15 protein-coding genes are annotated in these 17,041 nt (G+C 35.4%); 4 read left to right on the top strand and 11 right to left on the bottom strand.

Annotated elements, in window-relative coordinates; all coding sequences use genetic code 11:
• Positions 1–2: 2 nt before the first annotated feature.
• From F6K18_RS28830 to ispD, 5 genes are all read right to left on the bottom strand, one after another.
• Positions 3–452, bottom strand: coding sequence for a secondary thiamine-phosphate synthase enzyme YjbQ (locus F6K18_RS28830; RefSeq protein ID WP_287525951.1), 450 nt, complete (start codon positions 450–452; stop codon positions 3–5).
• Between the two features lie 229 nt (positions 453–681).
• A complete protein-coding gene (locus F6K18_RS28825) occupies positions 682–1,644 on the bottom strand; it encodes an NAD(P)-dependent alcohol dehydrogenase (RefSeq protein WP_287525949.1) in 963 nt (320 codons plus the stop codon).
• Positions 1,645–3,333: 1,689 nt separating this feature from the next.
• Positions 3,334–3,462: a hypothetical protein gene (locus F6K18_RS28820; RefSeq protein ID WP_287525946.1), complete on the bottom strand. Its 129-nt coding sequence runs from the start codon at positions 3,460–3,462 to the stop codon at positions 3,334–3,336.
• Positions 3,462–4,775: a nucleoside recognition domain-containing protein gene (locus F6K18_RS28815; protein ID WP_287525943.1), complete on the bottom strand. Its 1,314-nt coding sequence runs from the start codon at positions 4,773–4,775 to the stop codon at positions 3,462–3,464. The genes F6K18_RS28820 and F6K18_RS28815 overlap by 1 nt, the downstream gene beginning before the upstream one ends.
• 1,652 nt (positions 4,776–6,427) lie before the next feature.
• A complete protein-coding gene (gene ispD / locus F6K18_RS28810; RefSeq protein ID WP_287525942.1) occupies positions 6,428–7,117 on the bottom strand; it encodes a 2-C-methyl-D-erythritol 4-phosphate cytidylyltransferase in 690 nt (229 codons plus the stop codon).
• A 187-nt stretch (positions 7,118–7,304) separates the two neighbouring features.
• Between ispD and F6K18_RS28805 the strand changes: the two genes are divergently transcribed.
• Positions 7,305–8,270: a glycosyltransferase family 9 protein gene (locus F6K18_RS28805; RefSeq protein WP_287525939.1), complete on the top strand. Its 966-nt coding sequence runs from the start codon at positions 7,305–7,307 to the stop codon at positions 8,268–8,270.
• Positions 8,271–8,337: 67 nt separating this feature from the next.
• Here F6K18_RS28805 and F6K18_RS28800 read toward each other — a convergent pair whose 3' ends face one another.
• The 3 genes from F6K18_RS28800 to F6K18_RS28790 all read right to left on the bottom strand — a co-directional run bounded on the left by F6K18_RS28800 (position 8,338) and on the right by F6K18_RS28790 (position 9,264).
• Entirely contained in the window at positions 8,338–8,535 is a 198-nt protein-coding gene (locus F6K18_RS28800) for a hypothetical protein (RefSeq protein ID WP_287525937.1), read from the bottom strand.
• A 95-nt stretch (positions 8,536–8,630) separates the two neighbouring features.
• Positions 8,631–8,753, bottom strand: coding sequence for a hypothetical protein (locus F6K18_RS28795; RefSeq protein WP_287525934.1), 123 nt, complete (start codon positions 8,751–8,753; stop codon positions 8,631–8,633).
• 25 nt (positions 8,754–8,778) lie between these two features.
• Positions 8,779–9,264: a CRR6 family NdhI maturation factor gene (locus tag F6K18_RS28790; RefSeq protein WP_287525931.1), complete on the bottom strand. Its 486-nt coding sequence runs from the start codon at positions 9,262–9,264 to the stop codon at positions 8,779–8,781.
• A gap of 534 nt (positions 9,265–9,798) precedes the next feature.
• On the opposite strand from F6K18_RS28790, the gene F6K18_RS28785 reads away from it, so the two are divergent.
• The 3 genes from F6K18_RS28785 (at position 9,799) to F6K18_RS28775 (ending at position 15,208) form a co-directional block, all read left to right on the top strand.
• Positions 9,799–10,242, top strand: a complete 444-nt coding sequence (locus tag F6K18_RS28785; protein ID WP_287525928.1) for a Fur family transcriptional regulator — start codon at positions 9,799–9,801, stop codon at positions 10,240–10,242.
• A 503-nt stretch (positions 10,243–10,745) separates the two neighbouring features.
• Positions 10,746–12,959, top strand: coding sequence for a DUF3824 domain-containing protein (locus tag F6K18_RS28780; RefSeq protein WP_287525926.1), 2,214 nt, complete (start codon positions 10,746–10,748; stop codon positions 12,957–12,959).
• A 449-nt stretch (positions 12,960–13,408) separates the two neighbouring features.
• Positions 13,409–15,208, top strand: coding sequence for a DUF3685 domain-containing protein (locus F6K18_RS28775; protein WP_287525924.1), 1,800 nt, complete (start codon positions 13,409–13,411; stop codon positions 15,206–15,208).
• 1,448 nt (positions 15,209–16,656) lie between these two features.
• On the opposite strand, the gene F6K18_RS36950 is transcribed toward F6K18_RS28775, so the two are convergent.
• From F6K18_RS36950 to F6K18_RS36945, 3 genes are all read right to left on the bottom strand, one after another.
• Positions 16,657–16,806 (bottom strand): hypothetical protein, encoded by a 150-nt coding sequence (locus tag F6K18_RS36950; protein ID WP_353735203.1) that lies wholly within the window; start codon positions 16,804–16,806, stop codon positions 16,657–16,659.
• On the bottom strand, positions 16,766–16,906 hold the full coding sequence (locus tag F6K18_RS28770; protein ID WP_287525922.1) for a hypothetical protein: 141 nt from the start codon (positions 16,904–16,906) through the stop codon (positions 16,766–16,768). The genes F6K18_RS36950 and F6K18_RS28770 overlap by 41 nt, the downstream gene beginning before the upstream one ends.
• On the bottom strand, positions 16,884–17,041 hold a 158-nt coding region (locus tag F6K18_RS36945), incomplete at its 5' end, for a transposase family protein (RefSeq protein WP_353735204.1). The genes F6K18_RS28770 and F6K18_RS36945, both read right to left, overlap by 23 nt.

The following is a 17,041-nucleotide window of genomic DNA, read 5'->3' as shown; positions in this document are numbered from 1 at the left end:
TCCTACTGCCTACTCCCTTCTCCACTAACTTGTACTAATATATTTCGTTTTCTAGGTCCGTCTAATTCAAAAAATAATACTGACTGCCAAGTTCCTAAAGCTAATTTTCCATCCACAACAGGAATAACTTCATTATTATTTAAAGTCATAGCCATCAGATGAGAATGAGCATTAATAGGTTCATCGGGAGGCACATCTCGCAGATGCAAATCATTATGGAGATATTTGTCAGATTCTGGCGCTAACTTTCTCAGATATACTTTTAGGTCTGTGATTAATCTTTCCTCATTTTCGTTAATAGCTAAAGCTGTAGTTGTATGTTGAGAAAATACAATTACTTGCCCATTTTTTATGCCAGTCGCATTTAAGATATCAATAATTTGAGGAGTAAGATTGTATATTTCTATTCCTGGAGCAGTTTCTATTTCTATAAATTCATTTTTTATCGACATAACAATGTATTATCGAATAATTAATAATGAATAATTAATAATGAATAATTAAGAGTTGATAGTTAATAATTATTCATTCAACAATTCAGGTTTAAAACATTCCCTTTTAAGGGGATAAAATCAAACAAAATCTTTTTAGTCAATCCTCTTCTTTTGAAAATAGGTAATTATTAATTGTTGATTTTTAATTGTTAATTGCTGAACTTATCTATAGTTGTAGTAGAAAAAATTAGTCAACTAAACTTGTTTCTTCAGTTGTAATAGAAATTTTTCCTACAGCATGACCCATTTCACTATAAGCATGAGCTTCTGCTATTTCTTCTAATTTATATGTACGGCCAATAATTGATTTAACTAATCCATCTTCAATGAATTCTCGCAGAGCATTTAAGTCACGGGGGTTTGGTTGGGCAAGAATTAATTTAGATTTTTTACCAGGCACAAATAAGCTTAAGAAAGTAGGAGGTAAATTGTCTACAGTTGGCAGAGTAGATATATAAATTCCCTCTGGTTTCAAAATATTTTCACAACTGGAAAAAGTTTCTTTAGCCACAGCATCAAAAATAATATCGTACTGCTCTAATTCTTTAGTAAAATCAATTTGATTATAGTCAATAACCCGACTCGCTCCTAAACTTTCTACTAGGGTAATATTGTTACTACTACAAACACCTATTACTTCAGCTTTCATTGCTTTGGCAATTTGTACTGCAAAGATACCAACTCCACCAGAAGCACCATTAATTAATACTTTTTGTCCTGGTCTAATTTGACCTAAATCAAGTAATCCTTGAAAAGCTGTTAAACCTGCAACTGGAACTGTTGCTGCTTGAGAATGAGTCATATTTTTTGGTTTTAATGCCGCAGTATTTGCAGGTACAGCAATATATTCAGCATAAGCACCTCCTGTTAATGGATTAATAAATGTATAAATTTCATCTCCTGGTTCAAAATTTTTTACTTGTTCCCCTACTTCTAATACGACTCCAGATAAGTCTGAACCTAAAATAATAGGAAAGTTAAAACCTGATAATAATTGTAGTTGCCCTTGTCGAATTTTCCAATCTACAGAGTTAACACTTGTAGCGTGAATTTTTACTAATAATTGATTGGGTGTAATTTGAGGTTGGTTAATATCTGAATATTCCAAGACATCTATAGAACCATAGCGATTAATAGTGACTGCTTTCATAGAGTTTTTCTGTAAAATTAGGACTTGAATTAGAATACCAAGATTTTTCTTGTTTAGCAAGGTACGTTCAACAATTAATAATTAATAATTAATAATTAATAATTACCTCTTCTTTTCAAGGAAAGGATTGACGCTTAAGGAAAATTTTTTCTTATCTTGGTCGATTGGATATGGCTCCGAGACCCGTTCTTGCAGACCCGCTCCGAAGATCGCCATCCCACCCTACGGGAAGCTGCGCTAACAACCGCTTTTTTCTCCTTTAAAGGAGAGGCTTTAAACCTTAATTATTAGGTAATAAGGAAGAACTGAAATTGGCAGATGGAAGAATGAATCAAAGGAAATAATGATAGAGATAGGTAGAAGATTGGATTTGATAGCAACTCATTATATCCATCAGTTGATAATTCGCTGTTTGTAGAATTATAGTCATTTCAGTTGAGATGGACACTAGGGTTTCTTCCCTAGAAATACATTCAGCCAAAACAGTGTTTCATTGTTATCTGAAATTACTAAATTTGTGAAAATTGCCATGATTCCATTCAGATTTTGTAGCCAGAGTAAAGAAGTAAAAAGGAAGAATAAATCAAGGAAAATAATCATATATATAGAAAATTCGCTGTTTGTAGAATTATAGTCATTTCAGTTGAGATGGACACTAGGGTTTCTTCCCTAGAAATACATTCAGCCAAAACAGTGTTTCATTGTTATCTGAAATTACTAAATTTGTGAAAATTGCCATGATTTACTTCAGATAAAAAATCTGATATTTTTGATTTCTCTTTTTTTTCTTATAGCAGGGAACAGTGGGAAAAACATTTACCCTTATTCAGATCATCATCTACATAAGTCCTCAACAAATACGGTTTCCTACGGAATGCTGTGCAAATAGATAAGACCAAAACTCATAAATTATCGAACCATTAGAGTAGCTCTTCAGATGATAGAACTGCCCAAAAAAATCCTTAACTGAACAGAATTGCGTCCTAATCTACTTGTCTATTGCTATATTTCATAAATAGACATCTCCGATCATAAAAAATCCAATTAATTATCCTACAAAAATTATTAATTATTTCCACCTACTCCCTACTACCTACTTCCTCTTTTATGGAGATGTCTAATATAAGATTGGAAATAAAATTTTAATTGATATTATTGCTTGTTTAATCATCAAAACATCATCCTCATAGAGTAGCTATTTAGATGATAGAACTTCCAAAAAAAATCCTTAACTGAACCGAATTGAGTCCTAACCTACCTGTGTATTGCTATATTTCATAAATAGACTATCTTCGATCATAAAAAATAAAATTAATTATCCTACAGAAATTATTAATTATTTTCACCTACTCCCTACTACCTACTTCCTCTTTTATGGAGATGTCTAATATAAGATTGGAAATAAAATTTTAATTGATATTATTGCTTGTTTAATCATCAAAACATCATCCTCATAGAGTAGCTATTTAGATGATAGAACTTCCAAAAAAAATCCTTAACTGAACCGAATTGAGTCCTAACCTACCTGTGTATTGCTATATTTCATAAATAGACTATCTTCGATCATAAAAAATAAAATTAATTATCGTACAGAAATTATTAATTCTTTTCACCTACTCCCTACTACCTACTTCCTCTTTTCTGGAGATGTCTAATATAAGATTAGAAATAAAATTTCAATTGAAATTATCATTTTATTTTGGGTTTAATACCCCGCCGTCTACACGGTGTTGACAATTGGTTATGGTTTGAGTCCCCATCCATTTTTTCTTCCTTCTTCCTTCTTCCTTCTTCCTTCTTCAATGCTTGTTTAATCATCAAAACATTATCCGACAAACGACAAGAGAAGCTAAAATTCCTGCTACATCAGCACATAAAGCAGCAGGTAAAGCATATCTAGTTCTTTTAATTCCAACACTACCAAAATAAACAGCCAATACATAAAAAGTAGTTTCAGTAGAACCCTGCATAGTTGATACTAAATAAGAAAGAAAACTATTGGGTTCATTTGTCACTATTTCCGACATAATACCAAAAGTACCACTACCAGATAAAGGTCTAATCAACGCCATAGGTAATGCTTCAGTCGGCATTCCAATTAAATTAGTTATAGGCGATAAAATTACAGCCAAAATATCTAGAGCACCACTAGCTCTAAACATTCCAATAGCAACAAAAATTGCCACCATAAAAGGAATTATTCTGACGGCAACTTCAAATCCTGCTTTTGCTCCTTCCGTCATTTTTTCATAAACTTTAACTCCTCGAAAATAGCCAAAAAGTAGAAAGGAACAAATTAATATTGGCAATAACCAATTAGACACACTCTCCAGAAAAGCAAAACTAAAAATATAGGTGATGCCTTTGAGATTTAAGCGATAAATTACCGCACCTAAAAAAGCACCGATTAAACTAGCAAAAATTAATTTGCCAATTCTGTTAGGTGGAGTTAATTCAGATTTATTTGTCTCACCTTCTAATAAATCATTGCCGTCTAAATCTGCTGACGAAATAGGTTGATTTAAACTAGGCATAGATTGCCGACGTGCAAAAAACTTTGCTGCGAAAATAGCCGTAATTGTAGAACAACAAGTAGCAAAAATTGCAGGTAAAATAACATCTCCAGGATTAGTAACACCAGCACTAGCTCGAACAGTTATTACACTAATAGGAATAATCGTAACTGAAGAAGTATTAATAGCTAAAAATAAACACATAGCATCTGTAGCAGTTCCCTTTTCCGGATTTAATTTATCCATTTCTACCATCGCTTTTAAACCCATTGGCGTCGCAGCATTTCCCAATCCTAAAGCATTAGCAGCTATATTCAAAATAATGGCAGACATTGCAGAGTGATTTGCAGGTATATCGGGAAAAAGTTTCACCATTACAGGACGAATTAAACGGGCAATTACAATCATTCCTCCTGCTGCTTCAACTACTTGAATTATGCCTAACCATAATGCCATACTACCAATTAATCCGATGGCTAAAGTAACAGCATTTTTTACAGATTCAAATGATGCTTCAGTTATTTCTGTCATCCTACCGTTATATGCTGCTATAACTGTAGCTGAAACTATCATAAATAGCCAAATATTATTAATTGGTGATACTTGTTGTTTATTCATTTATAGCAGGGAACAGGGAACAGGGAATAGGGAATAGGGAATAGGGAATAGGGAATAGAATAGAAATTAAAGATAGGTGTATTTCATTAGTCTGAGAAACGCTATAACTTCTAACTTTACCGAATAATTAAGGTTTAAAGCCTCTCCTTTAAAGGAGAAAAAAGAAAAAAAATTTCTTAAGCGTCAATCCTTTTATTTTCAAGGATAGGTAATTGTTAATAATTAATAATTAATAATTAATAATTAATTTTTGAATACTAGCTTTTATCCCCAATAATTAAAGATATAGCAGAAGGAAGAAGTAAGAAGTAAGAAGGTATTAGTTATCTAAGAGATCAGGAAAAATCGTGCTTTGTCTGAGTTTTAAGCTCTTGATATATCCGCCCCCTTTCCTTTGACTACTATAAAAGATATTAGCTAAATCGAAGTATTACTTAGTAAATAATTATTTTGACAGCAGAAGAAAGAAGGTAAGCATTCAGCGGTCAGTTATCAGGGATCAGCTATTACTTTTAGTTTACGATCAAAGCTTTATTAATTGTCTTACTACAAAATTTGGCTCCCTTGCCCTTAAAGTCTATTTTAATTTAAACACTGTTCTATATGAGAAAGTCTTATTGCTGAGAGCTGAAAGCTAATAGCTGAATGCTTACGAAAGAACAAATAAGAAAGAAGTCCTTTAGTTATCTAGGAGAGAAGAAAAAATCTTAGTTGTCTGAGTTTTAAGCTTTTGATATATCTGCGCCCTTTGCTTCGACTGCTATAAGATAAATTATCAATGTGATTAAATAAAAAATGAATCGAAAAAAGATGTAGAACATTAGGCAGTATTTGTCAGTATATTTTTTATCAAAATCATTTTCATCTGACCAAAAAATCATGCTTAAACCCTCACATTTTAAGGAGATAAAAAACAAAATCCTGCATTTTCAAAGCTTATCTATTGCAGGAGGTATTGATAATTAATAGCTGAATTGACCGACAAATCACTACTTAGGATAAATGCACTTTTTTTCTTAGCGAATAAATAATTATAGTAGTTGAAGGAAAAGGCGCAGACAGAGTAAAAGCTTAGAACTCAAACAACATAAAATTTTTCCTTCTATCCTACATAACTAAACACCTTTTCTCCTAGATAACTAATATCATGTTCCCCCTCCGGGGGAGCTACGCTAACGGTTGAATACTTATAAATAACTGTTGTTAGTCCTCAGGAGTCAACCCACCCCTCGCCCCTCCCCCTCCCAGGAGGGGAACTCAGTCCTCAGGAGGAAATATTGGAGGAAAAGAGGAAATATTGGAGAATAGTATTGAGAATTTCAGTATTTCTTTGGTACTGTCGGTACTATCAGTCCTTAAATTTTATTTATAACTGATCCGTCCGAACATGATATAAACACCTTTTCTCCTAGATAACTAAATACCTTCTTCCTTCTTATACCAATTCCCCAAAATAATGCTATACTTCCGATGCGACTTCAGTTATTAAGTAATAATAATCCTTCAGTAATGTTTGTAAAGATTATCGGCATTAAACCAAAATATATTATGTCTTTTAACCCTACTCCCTACTCCCTACTCTCAAGGAGATGTAGCAATATTTTTGAGAAATGGTATTACTTCTTACTTCTTCCTTCTTACTTCTTCCTTCTTCAAGACTTCTTCAGTGCCTCTGTCAAAATAAATTCTGCTACTCTTAAATCCACAGGAGTTGTCACCTTAAGATTAGTCTCCTCCCCCGCAACAACCTTTACAGGCAAACCACACTTTTCAAACAAAGCAGCATCATCAGTAACTTCCCAACCCAACTGACGCCCCTTTTTGTGACATTCCTTCAACAACTTCACCTCAAAACCTTGAGGTGTCTGAGCAGCCCATAAATTGCGACGATCTGGTGTATCCTGAATTAAGCCCAACGAATCAACAACCTTAATCGTGTCCTTAACTGGCACAGCAGCAATTAAACCAGGACACTTAACAACCTCTTCCGCACACCTATCCAATAGTTCTGGAGTAGCCAAACATCTGGCCCCATCGTGAATTAACACCTGTTCCGCCTCCGGAGGCAAAGCCTGTAAACCCTTATAAACAGACTCCTGACGAGTCGATCCTCCCTCAATTAACTCTATAGACTTATTAGTAGACAAACCAGAAATCATCTGTTGAAAATCTGGAAAATCAACAGGCTGGCCAATAATACCAATCCAATTAATATAACGAGATTTGAAAGCAGCCTCAAGAGTCCAACTTAGCAAAGATTTACCCAATAGAGTCAACAAAAGCTTGTTCCGTTGGCTTCCCATGCGTCGCCCCATACCAGCAGCAGGAATCAATAAATACATTTAATTTTGTGTTTTATGTTTCTAATTAATAATTCAATATAGGTATATAGTCCTCCTAAAAGGGGCAGACTTTAAACCCAATTTTTCGGTAAAAATTGAATGTCTACTAAAGAAATAACCCCCAATCAGAATCGTAAGATATGGTTGTTATTGTGTTCAACTAAAAATTAAGCTAAATTCCTTAAATATGAGAATACTAGCCCTTGTCCCTGGTGGAATTGGCGACCAAATCTTATTCTTTCCTACTCTGGATGACCTGAAAAAATCTTATCCAGAATCTCAAATTGATGTAATTGTAGAACCTCGCTCAAAGGGTGCATACCGAGTTTGTAAGTCCGTACAGGATGTCCTGGCCTATGACTTCAAAGATGCCAATAGTCTCGCTGACTGGGGAAACTTGTTAGGTATTATGCGCGATCGCGAATACGAAGCAGTAATTTCTCTCGGACAACGTTGGACAGTTGGCCTTTTGCTGTGGTTAACAGGAATTCCTCAACGGGTAGGTTATGCAGGTAATGGGGCCATTTTTCTAACCAACCCTATACCCCTGAAAACTGAACAATATGCAGCTCAGATGTACCATGATTTATTGCCAGGAATGGATGTTGTAACGCCTTTCCCTGGACTATCTATTAATGTACCTAAAGCAGATATTGATTGGGCAGAAGCTGAACAAAAATTTTTAGGAGTATCGGAAAGTGGGTATGTTCTGATTCATGGCGGTTCTAGTGAACTAGCTCAGATTAAAGGTATTGATAAAATCTACCCTACCAATTATTGGCAGGAGATTATTACAGAACTACAGCAGAAGCAACCTAATTTACCAGTAGTGGTAGTCAAAGGTCCTGAAGATGGAACTTGGGTCAATGAAATTACTCAATTGTGTCCAGATGTTAAAGTAGTGATGCCTGGGGATATAGGTAAATTGGCAGCCATTATCGCTGCTGCTAATTTAATGCTCTGTACTGATAGTGCTCCTATGCACTTAGCAGTTGCAGTTGGGACATATACTATTGCTCTATTTGGTCCAACTAACCCAGAAAAATTATTACCCAAGAGCGATCGGGTAATTGCGGTCAAATCTCCTACTGGTAAAATGAGCGATATTTCACCCCAAGAAGTTTTAAATAAAATTTGGGGTGGAGAAGGGTGAAGAAGCGGTCAGCGGTCAGCATTCAGCAATCAGTAGGATCATTTTTTTAAGGGTAAGCATCTTGTTGTCAGGCAGTCTTTGCTTCACAAAAATTTTCTCTAACCCTAAGTTTTCTGTCTGGGTCGAAGTGGTCTAGCACTCCCATGTGGAATGGGCATCTTGCCCGTTCCTGATATTTTCCTGTTCCTGATATTTTCACCGCAGGCAGGATAACCAACCCACTGATATTCATCCCGCTCCTCAGCAATGCCCAGGTGTTTGACATTTCTCTTTTGCCTGTGGCCTATTTTGGTGGGCGTTCCTTAGCGGATGTTTGGTCTGCAAGGTTGCACCGCTGTAACCTCAAATTCAATTTATTTGCTAACAGAGCATACTGCCATATCTATAGGTATTAATATTCGGTAGTCCTGCATGGTAATGTTGAGGATATATATTTTTTAATTTCCCCCATCTCCCCATCCCCCCATCTTCCCATACCCCCATCTCCCCATCTCCCCATCCCCACCACCTAATCTTCTTCTGGAATTGAGCTAAAAAATTCTTCTGCTAAGTCATAACCTAACATTTGAGACATGGACATTAATCTAGATTTGCTAGAAATACCTTGTTGATGTAGCCATTTTCTTAAGACAAAAATTTTTTGCATCAAAAATATTTCTAACGCTTCTGGGTTATATTGGACACCTTCAGTCCGATGAAATTGGTGAGGTACAAGCATAGCAGTATAACGAGCTAATTCACCCTCTTTCCAGTTAAGCAAAAATGGCAACCAAGGATAAAGACTGTCCAAACGAATAAACCATAAACGTACTTCTGGAATTTCTGAAAGTTCTCGTGGGTCTTGGGGGTCGCGATTATAGTTAATGGTAAAGTTTAGCTGCTGTTCGGAAGAGGCGATCGCTCCTTCAGTCAGCAGTTGAGATATGACACTTTTAACTGGAGATACATCCAAGTTATGGAAGTGTTCGGTATTAAGGGCGATCGTAATTGCCATCTTTTAAGGTATAAATAATTATCAATGTATTTTTATATAGCAGAAGGAAGAGGGAAGAAGGAAGAGGGAAGAAGGAAGAAGGCGTTTAGTTATCTAGGAGAGAAGGACAAATTTTGTGTTGTCTGAGTTTTAAGCTTTTGCTCTGTCAAATACAGTAATGGCGACTGCTGTAGCAAAAAACGGGATAGTTAGGACTGATGCTGATGATCAACCAAATCAGGGGAAATGTTTTTCCCACTACTCCCTACTCCCTACTCTCTGCTACATAAATCATCTTAGATTAGGAAGCAAGTTGATTCAAAAAATTCCTCTTAAACCTGATTTTTTGAAAATATACAGCCTTTTTGATGTTGCTCGGTGGCATAAAAAACGGGATAGTTAGGACTGATGCTGATGATCAACCGAATCAGAGGAAATGTTTTTCCGACTACTCCCTACTCCCTGCTCCCTGCTATTGCCCAATAGTAAAACTAAACGTTTCAGTACGAATTGCTATAGAATAATTTGCAATTGATTTGGAGAAAGGTTGGCGCTGTGAAACAAATTTACTCATTAGAAGATGCTCTAAATTATTGTAAGGCTAAGGGAATGCGCCTGAGTCGTCAGCGTCGATATATACTAGAAATTTTGTGGCAAGAGAAAAAACATCTATCAGCTAGAGAAATTTACCATCGATTAAATCTCCAAGGTAAGGAAATTGGTCACACTTCTGTATATCAAAATCTTGAATTTCTATCAAAAGAGGGAATTATTGAATGTATTGAACGTGCTGATGGTTGTTTATATGGCCATAAAGGCGAATCTCATTCTCATATTAACTGCTTGGATACGGGACAAATTATGGATATTTATGTAGAATTGCCTCAAGAGTTGCTTGAACAAATTGAAACACAGATAGGAGTTAAAATTACTGACTATCGTATAGACTTTTATGGTCACTACAGTCATAATTTTGGCAGTAGAACGATAAAAGATTAGAAAATAAAAGGCTATTTGACTGAGAAGTATCAGTAAATTAACTCGAATAGACCTAATTCTCATCAGCCACAAAATTAAGCATCATTTATAATAAACATCTACTGCCTCTGAACCAGTCCAAAAAATTAAAAATGCAGTTTAAAGCTACTCACCTAAATTATTTTCAGGTGATCCAATAGTTAAGAAAATGCCCAGATAAAAGATTAAATAAATTTACTAAAATCAAGACTTTTGGCTGAGGTTAGGTTAAATGAAAAATTTAGTCAATGTGCTGAAATATATAAGATATATATACAATAAAATTTTCGATACTATATGTTAGCTTGAACTAAGAAACCTTTAATATTTAATATTTCTAGGTCAAGCTCAAGCCTAAAGTTAAAATTTTCCTTCGGAGGGATGAAAAACATTCTAGGTAATGAAAAAACCTAAATATAATATTCGTTGAAAAAATAATCTTAACCTACTTAACAGTTAGTACCATTAGCACAGTAAACTTTACTATGTCATCAGAAAATATTTCCCAACAAAAAAAATTGGCGGTTTCCCATAACTATTCTAAAAATGGAGAAAATGGCTATAGTAGTAGTTCCCTAATCAAAAAAGAATTAGTAGATCCTATTACTTCTACCTCACAAACTTTAGATCGACAGCTAAACAATACCTCAGAAGTTAAACCAGAAAAAAATTCCCAAATATCAACAGCTCCAAAACCAAATAGAAAACCAAAAACTTATTGGGGATGGCAGCTAATATGGTGGAGTGTTGCAGCAGGTTTTGGAATAACAGGTGGTGCAGCACTTCTATGGTTACTGGTTAACCCACCCCAACCAAACTGCCAACAAATTTCTCCATTATCAGCAGATGGAGAACGACTATATTGTGCCCACAAAGCTGCTGAGTCACGGAACCTAGAACAGTTGGAAACAGCTCTGGCGTTAGTAGAAAATTGGCCAGAAGAACATCCTCTCTATCAACTAGGTCAGCAAATGACAGGAGAATGGACAAAATTAATTATTTCTGTTGCTAATCAAAAAATTAGAGAGGGTAACTTACAAGCAGCTCTAGATACAGTAGCGAAAATTCCTAAAAGCAGTCCAGCTTATTCTAGGGTAGAAGAGGCAGTAGCAGGTTGGAAAAAACAATGGGCAGAAGGTCAATCTCTTTATGAGGAGGCTGAAAAAGCCATCAAAGCTATAGACTGGAAAAAAGCCTCCGCTTACTCCCTAGCAATGTCAAAACTAGATAATGTTCACTGGCAAAGTATTAAATTTAGAGAAATATTAGAGCGCATAGCCTTGGAAAAAAAAGGTTGGCAAATCTTAAAAGATGCTCGCTATTTAATTTATGAGGAAACAGCAAATGAGTATGGAGAAGCGATCGCTCTGGCCAGAAAAATAGACCAAAACCTCTACATTCGAGACAGAGCTGAGAAAGATATTCAAAAGTGGAGTCGTAGTTTAATTGAAATAGCAACTGAACAGATAGAAGAAAAAGACCTCAAAGGAGCGATCGCGGCCATTGAATACATTCCTTCTGACTATAAACTGAAAAAAGAGGGCAAAGATTTAATTTTACTCGGCCATGCTAAAGCAGCAACATGGAATCAATCTATAGAAGGCTCTCAAGTTGGTAATATAGTAGTCCTAGTAGAAGGAAAAGCCGCAGCAGCTCAAATTACTTCCAATAGTCCCTATTATCAACAAGCCCAAACTCAAATTCAACGGCTGCAAAAACAGTTAGATGACCTAGCTCATATTCAGCTAGCTAAAGCGATCGCCAGTGTGGGTCAACCTGCAACATTAAAGTTAGCTATAGACCAAGCTAAAATGGTTGGCCTAGAACAACCAAAGCGAATTCAGGCCCAAACTTTAATTGCTAAATGGCGCAAAGACCTTCTGAAGATAGAAGACCAACCTTATGTCCTCTTAGCGAAACAGTTAGCGAAACAAGAAACTGTCGATAGTTATAATTCAGCCATAAAACAAGCTAGTTATGTTGCTTTGGAGCGTCCCTTGAGAATACAAGCTCAGACTCTAATAGCTGAGTGGAATAAACGAGTACAAATTATTGAAGATTCACCATTATTAGCAGAAGCTAGAGTCTTAGCAAAAGAAGGAAAGCTTGGACAAGCTATTGATGTGGCGTATGAAATAGAAAGTGGTCGTGCTTTGTACGAAGAAGCTCAGGATGAAATTTATAAGTGGAGTACAGAGCTACAAATTGCCCAAGACCGACCAATTCTCAATCAAGCCTATGGTCTAGCTGACCAAGGCCGTCTTACTGCTGCAATTAATACAGCTTATCAAATTGGCTATGGTCGCGCTCTCTATTATGAAGCTCAAGGTGCTATATCTAAATGGGCATCTGAACGAGATGCTATATGGGCAGAACAACAGGCGGAAGAAGCTCGCAGACGGCGACAGTACCAACCGGCACCAGCGCCTAGTCCACAATATTATTCACCAGCACCTAGCCCACAATATTATTCACCAGCACCTAGTCCACAATATTATTCACCAGCCCCACAGAGGTCTTACTCACCAGCACCTAGTCCGCAATATTATTCACCAGCACCTAGTCCACAATATTATTCACCAGCACCTAGCCCACAATATTATTCACCAGCCCCACAAAGGTCTTATTCACCAGCTCCAGCTCCAGCTCCAGCTCCAGCTCCAGCCTCAAGTTCAGATGCATATTTACTGCAAGAATGATCAGCCAATCAATATTTATCAGTTAGGCATTTAAACTCAAAAAAAGAGTTTCCGCTAGAGGGGAAGCAGAAGCAGAGAAAATTTTATCTAGCCTAAATGTGTAAGTTCTGGTATGTGTAGAAATATCTTTTTAAGTCGGCTTTGCTGAACAAAGTATGAACTCTGGAGTAGAAAGTTAATCAAGATTCATTTAAATCAACAAAAATAGAGATAATTTTATCTCTAAAGATTATATCTAGTATCAGGCAAGGGGGCTTTTAGTATTTATATTTATACTGACTACTAAAAGTCATAATTTTACTTAGTAGTGCAGGATGGCGGAAATAACTGACCAGTTACAAAATCCTCAAACAATTCCAAATCAAAAATGATTGACTTTTAAATGCATGACTTTTAACTTCCGCATAGCGGCAGTAGTGCCCTTAAATATCTCAATTCCAAATCAATTTATGAATGGAGAATCAGCATTACAATTGCTGCTCATTGATAACGATCCTATCTTTCGGATGGGGTTAAAATTTTCCTGCGAGCAGTTTTCAGACATAGAAATATTAGGTGAGGCAGAGGTAGGAGCAGAAGCGATAAAAGTTATTGAAAATTTGATAACACAAGAAAAGAAATTTGTAATAATTTTAGACATAGATACTCAGAATTTGTCCGCTCAAACTACACAAGATTTAAACATCTCTGGAATTGAATTTTGTCAACAGCTAAAAACTTCATATCCTCAATTACCAATCTTATTATTAACATCCTTACAAGAAAGTGCATTATTAATATTAATGCAAGAATTAGGTGTTAATGGATACTGCCCTAAAGGAATCAGTATTTCTGAGTTAGTAACTATTATTCGAAAAGTTGCAAATGGTGAGTATTATTGGGAAAATAGTTCTCTAGATGTGCCAGAAAATTATGGCAAAGTGACAACTTCAAATCTAAAAGTTCAAGCAGCAAACTTTTTCAAAACTCTTCGTTACAATGTTTGTAAGTCGGGACTAAAACAGATAGATTTGTCTCTTGCAAAAATTAATTCTCAACTAGATGAAAGTGTAAAAAATTTAGACCGAAAGAATTTAACTTCTGTACTTTTTAATGTAGCAATTAACTCTGGGCAACGTCGAGAATTGCTAACAGCTAGGTGGATTATTAATCAACTATTACCTAGTTCTTTTAATCCTCTTGTACCAATAAAAAATTCAGAAGTTATTTCTCCGACTCCTACTGAAGAAATAAATATAAAAACAGCATTATTTGAAGTAACAATCGCTAAATTAAATTCTAATTTAATTAATCTTAGTAGATTACCAATGGAAACTGATATATTGCGAACTACTAAGAAGCAAGAACTAATATGTATAGCTTTATGTAAATTTGAAGATATTCTTGATGAACTGTGTATTACTCCTATTTTGCGGGAAGAAATACCACAAAAAAGAAATGAGATTGTCAGCAAATTGTGGGAAGTTACAACCCAAGTTTTTTTTAGTCAATACTATCAAGTAGAAATAAGTAGTAGAACAATGACACTCAATTCTTTTGCAGAAAAAATTAGAGTAGAAGTGATACCAGTCTTATTAAATGATGTAGAGAATGTGCATAAGTTTATTCTGAATAAGATTCCTTTAGTTGAAGAATTAATAGCGTATTTATTATTTGAAGTTCCTTTAGTAGTCGATAATAAATCTTGTGCTGTAGGTACTCCTGAAGCTATGCAATTTTCTGAAGCTCTATTGCAAAATTTATTAATTTCAATTGCTAATGCTGTGATGTACCCTTTACTAAATAATTTTGCTGATGTTGAAGAAATTAAAGAAGATTTTTATAGTCGGCAGTTATTATCAACACGAGATATTGAAAAATTCCGTAATAGTTTATCTTGGAGATATCGTATAGAAGAATATGTAGGGGAACCAAAAGCGATTTTTGAGAGTAATTTTTCTTTGTTTGTTTTGAATGAAACTGGCATTAAAAAAATGGCGATTTATTCACCCCGCAGACATGAATTAGCAAAACTTTCAGGTATTCCACTTACCGTAACATTACTTCTAGAAACTCGTGATGCGATAGCTCCTGGTGTTCGTGCAACTGTTTCTTTTATTGGTAGTGGAATTGTTTATTTACTTACTCAGGTAGTTGGACGTGGTATTGGTTTAATTGGGAGAGGTATTTTTCAGGGTCTTGGTAATTCTTTTCAAGATGCTAAATTTGGCAGAAACAATAATAGAGCAGAAACAAAAAGAAATAACTAACAAATGTAGAAAGGTAAGGAAGAAGGAAGAAGGCTTAAGAGCAAGAAAAAAACTTAAATTTCCTGTAGATATTCACCCTTGAGTTGACAAAAATTATACTAAGGGATTACAAGGTAAGGAAGAAGGAAGAGGGAAGAAGGAAGAAGGCTTAAGAGCAAGAAAAAAACTTAAATTTCCTGTAGATATTCACCCTTGAGTTGACAAAAATTATACTAAGGGATTACTTCGTGCTTTCTGAGTCCTGATATCAAACCCGGTAGCATCAGGGTTATTCAATATTATTAAGATAAGAGTCTATATTGTAGGGAGGTTTTGCTCCGCAACATATAAAGCGGAGAGCTTGTACGTTAGCAAGTGGCCATTCGCCCCTACGCATTGTATGATGATCGACAGAATTATATTAGGGTTTGCTGAAAAAGTCTTTTGGTAGGGGTAGTAGTCAGGATGACCGAGTCAGAAGTCAGGAGGAATGGGAAATTTAGAGGAGGTAGTCGGATATATTTATCCCTTGATTTTTTTGCAATTATTCTGCCTTTTATCCTAACTTTTTGGTTGCTCAAGCTTAAAAAGTTGGACTTTTTTTTCCTTCTAAAAAGGCTAAAACTTTTATTTGTCAATGCTTTGATATTTTATCGGTAAGACCTATATTACTCCGAAGCCAACGGATTTGATATGAGTTGTGAGTCGCGCGTAGAGCTATAGTACTTGGGAGAAAGGAGAAAGGAAGGATGAGAGTGGGAAAAAATCTTGGAATATTCCAGCATTTTATCTCTGCATTAAATCGAAGTAGATCGACAAAACAGAAATTATATTGCAATCAAATCATTTTATTAAGCTTCTAGGCAGAGCCAAATTCTTAATTCCAAAATACACTAAATTTTACTTTTGAGCAATCAAGGCTGTATTGTTTATCTATCAAGATTTTCAGCTTTTTCTAGAGGGGTAGGAAATAGAGGTGCGATAACTACGTTTAGCTGCGCTATCGCTTCTTTTTTTGCCCTAAATTACACCCTAAAAAGGGATGTTGAACTAATTTTGCTAATTTGATTTTAAATAACTAATGTTTAATTGAATTTTTGATAAGTTTTAATTATTTGAGTATTTGTAGCTACTTATCCAAGACATAGACAAGTTTAAATAAGTCAAAATAATAGTAATTATAAATAATGCTCATACTTGTATCTGGATTTTTTTCCTGATTGACAAAGAAGTTAGTGGGACTTATTCCATTTCTCAAAAACTTTTCAACCCATATCTTGAGCAGAGGAGTGGGGGAGTGAGGGAGAAGTAAACATTATAATAGACTTGTGGCGAAATAAAACCTTAAAGTTAAATGGAAAATTTCTACCTTTCAATCATTAAATTATGCTGCCATTAAGTAGAAATTCCAGACTCCAGCCGCAGTGAACATGAAGCGATCGTCGCGCATCTTTGATGTGATTTCGATATCATCCTCTAGCTGCATTATATCTCTTGACCCCAGATATTGTATGTTCACATTTGACGCGATCGCTACTTTTTTCTTTATTTAGATGTTTTTGTTGGTCAGTTAATTCCTTAGACCGAGGTTTTTTCGTTGGTCGGCTTGATGTTGACAAATTCCTTCTGTAATCCCTGGAAACCCAAATCTACATGAATTTTCACTTCATCAGGTACAAAATCCACCAATTTTTCTTCATCTAACTGCCGAATGCCCATGAACCTTGCCCTCTCTTGCTTTCGATAGGAGGAGGACTCTTTTATCTGAGTCTGTCATGATCAGATGTTGACTCGTATGGCACTTTTTTTTACCTGAGTAATGATTTTTCTGCTTTTGGTGGTCTTTTGGACGCT

The organism is Okeania sp. SIO2C2, from assembly GCF_010692625.1.
In the GTDB taxonomy this organism is placed as follows: Bacteria; Cyanobacteriota; Cyanobacteriia; order Cyanobacteriales; family Microcoleaceae; genus Okeania; species Okeania hirsuta.
The sequence above is the reverse complement of the archived record's forward strand: the minus strand, read 5'-3'. Positions and strand labels throughout refer to the sequence as shown.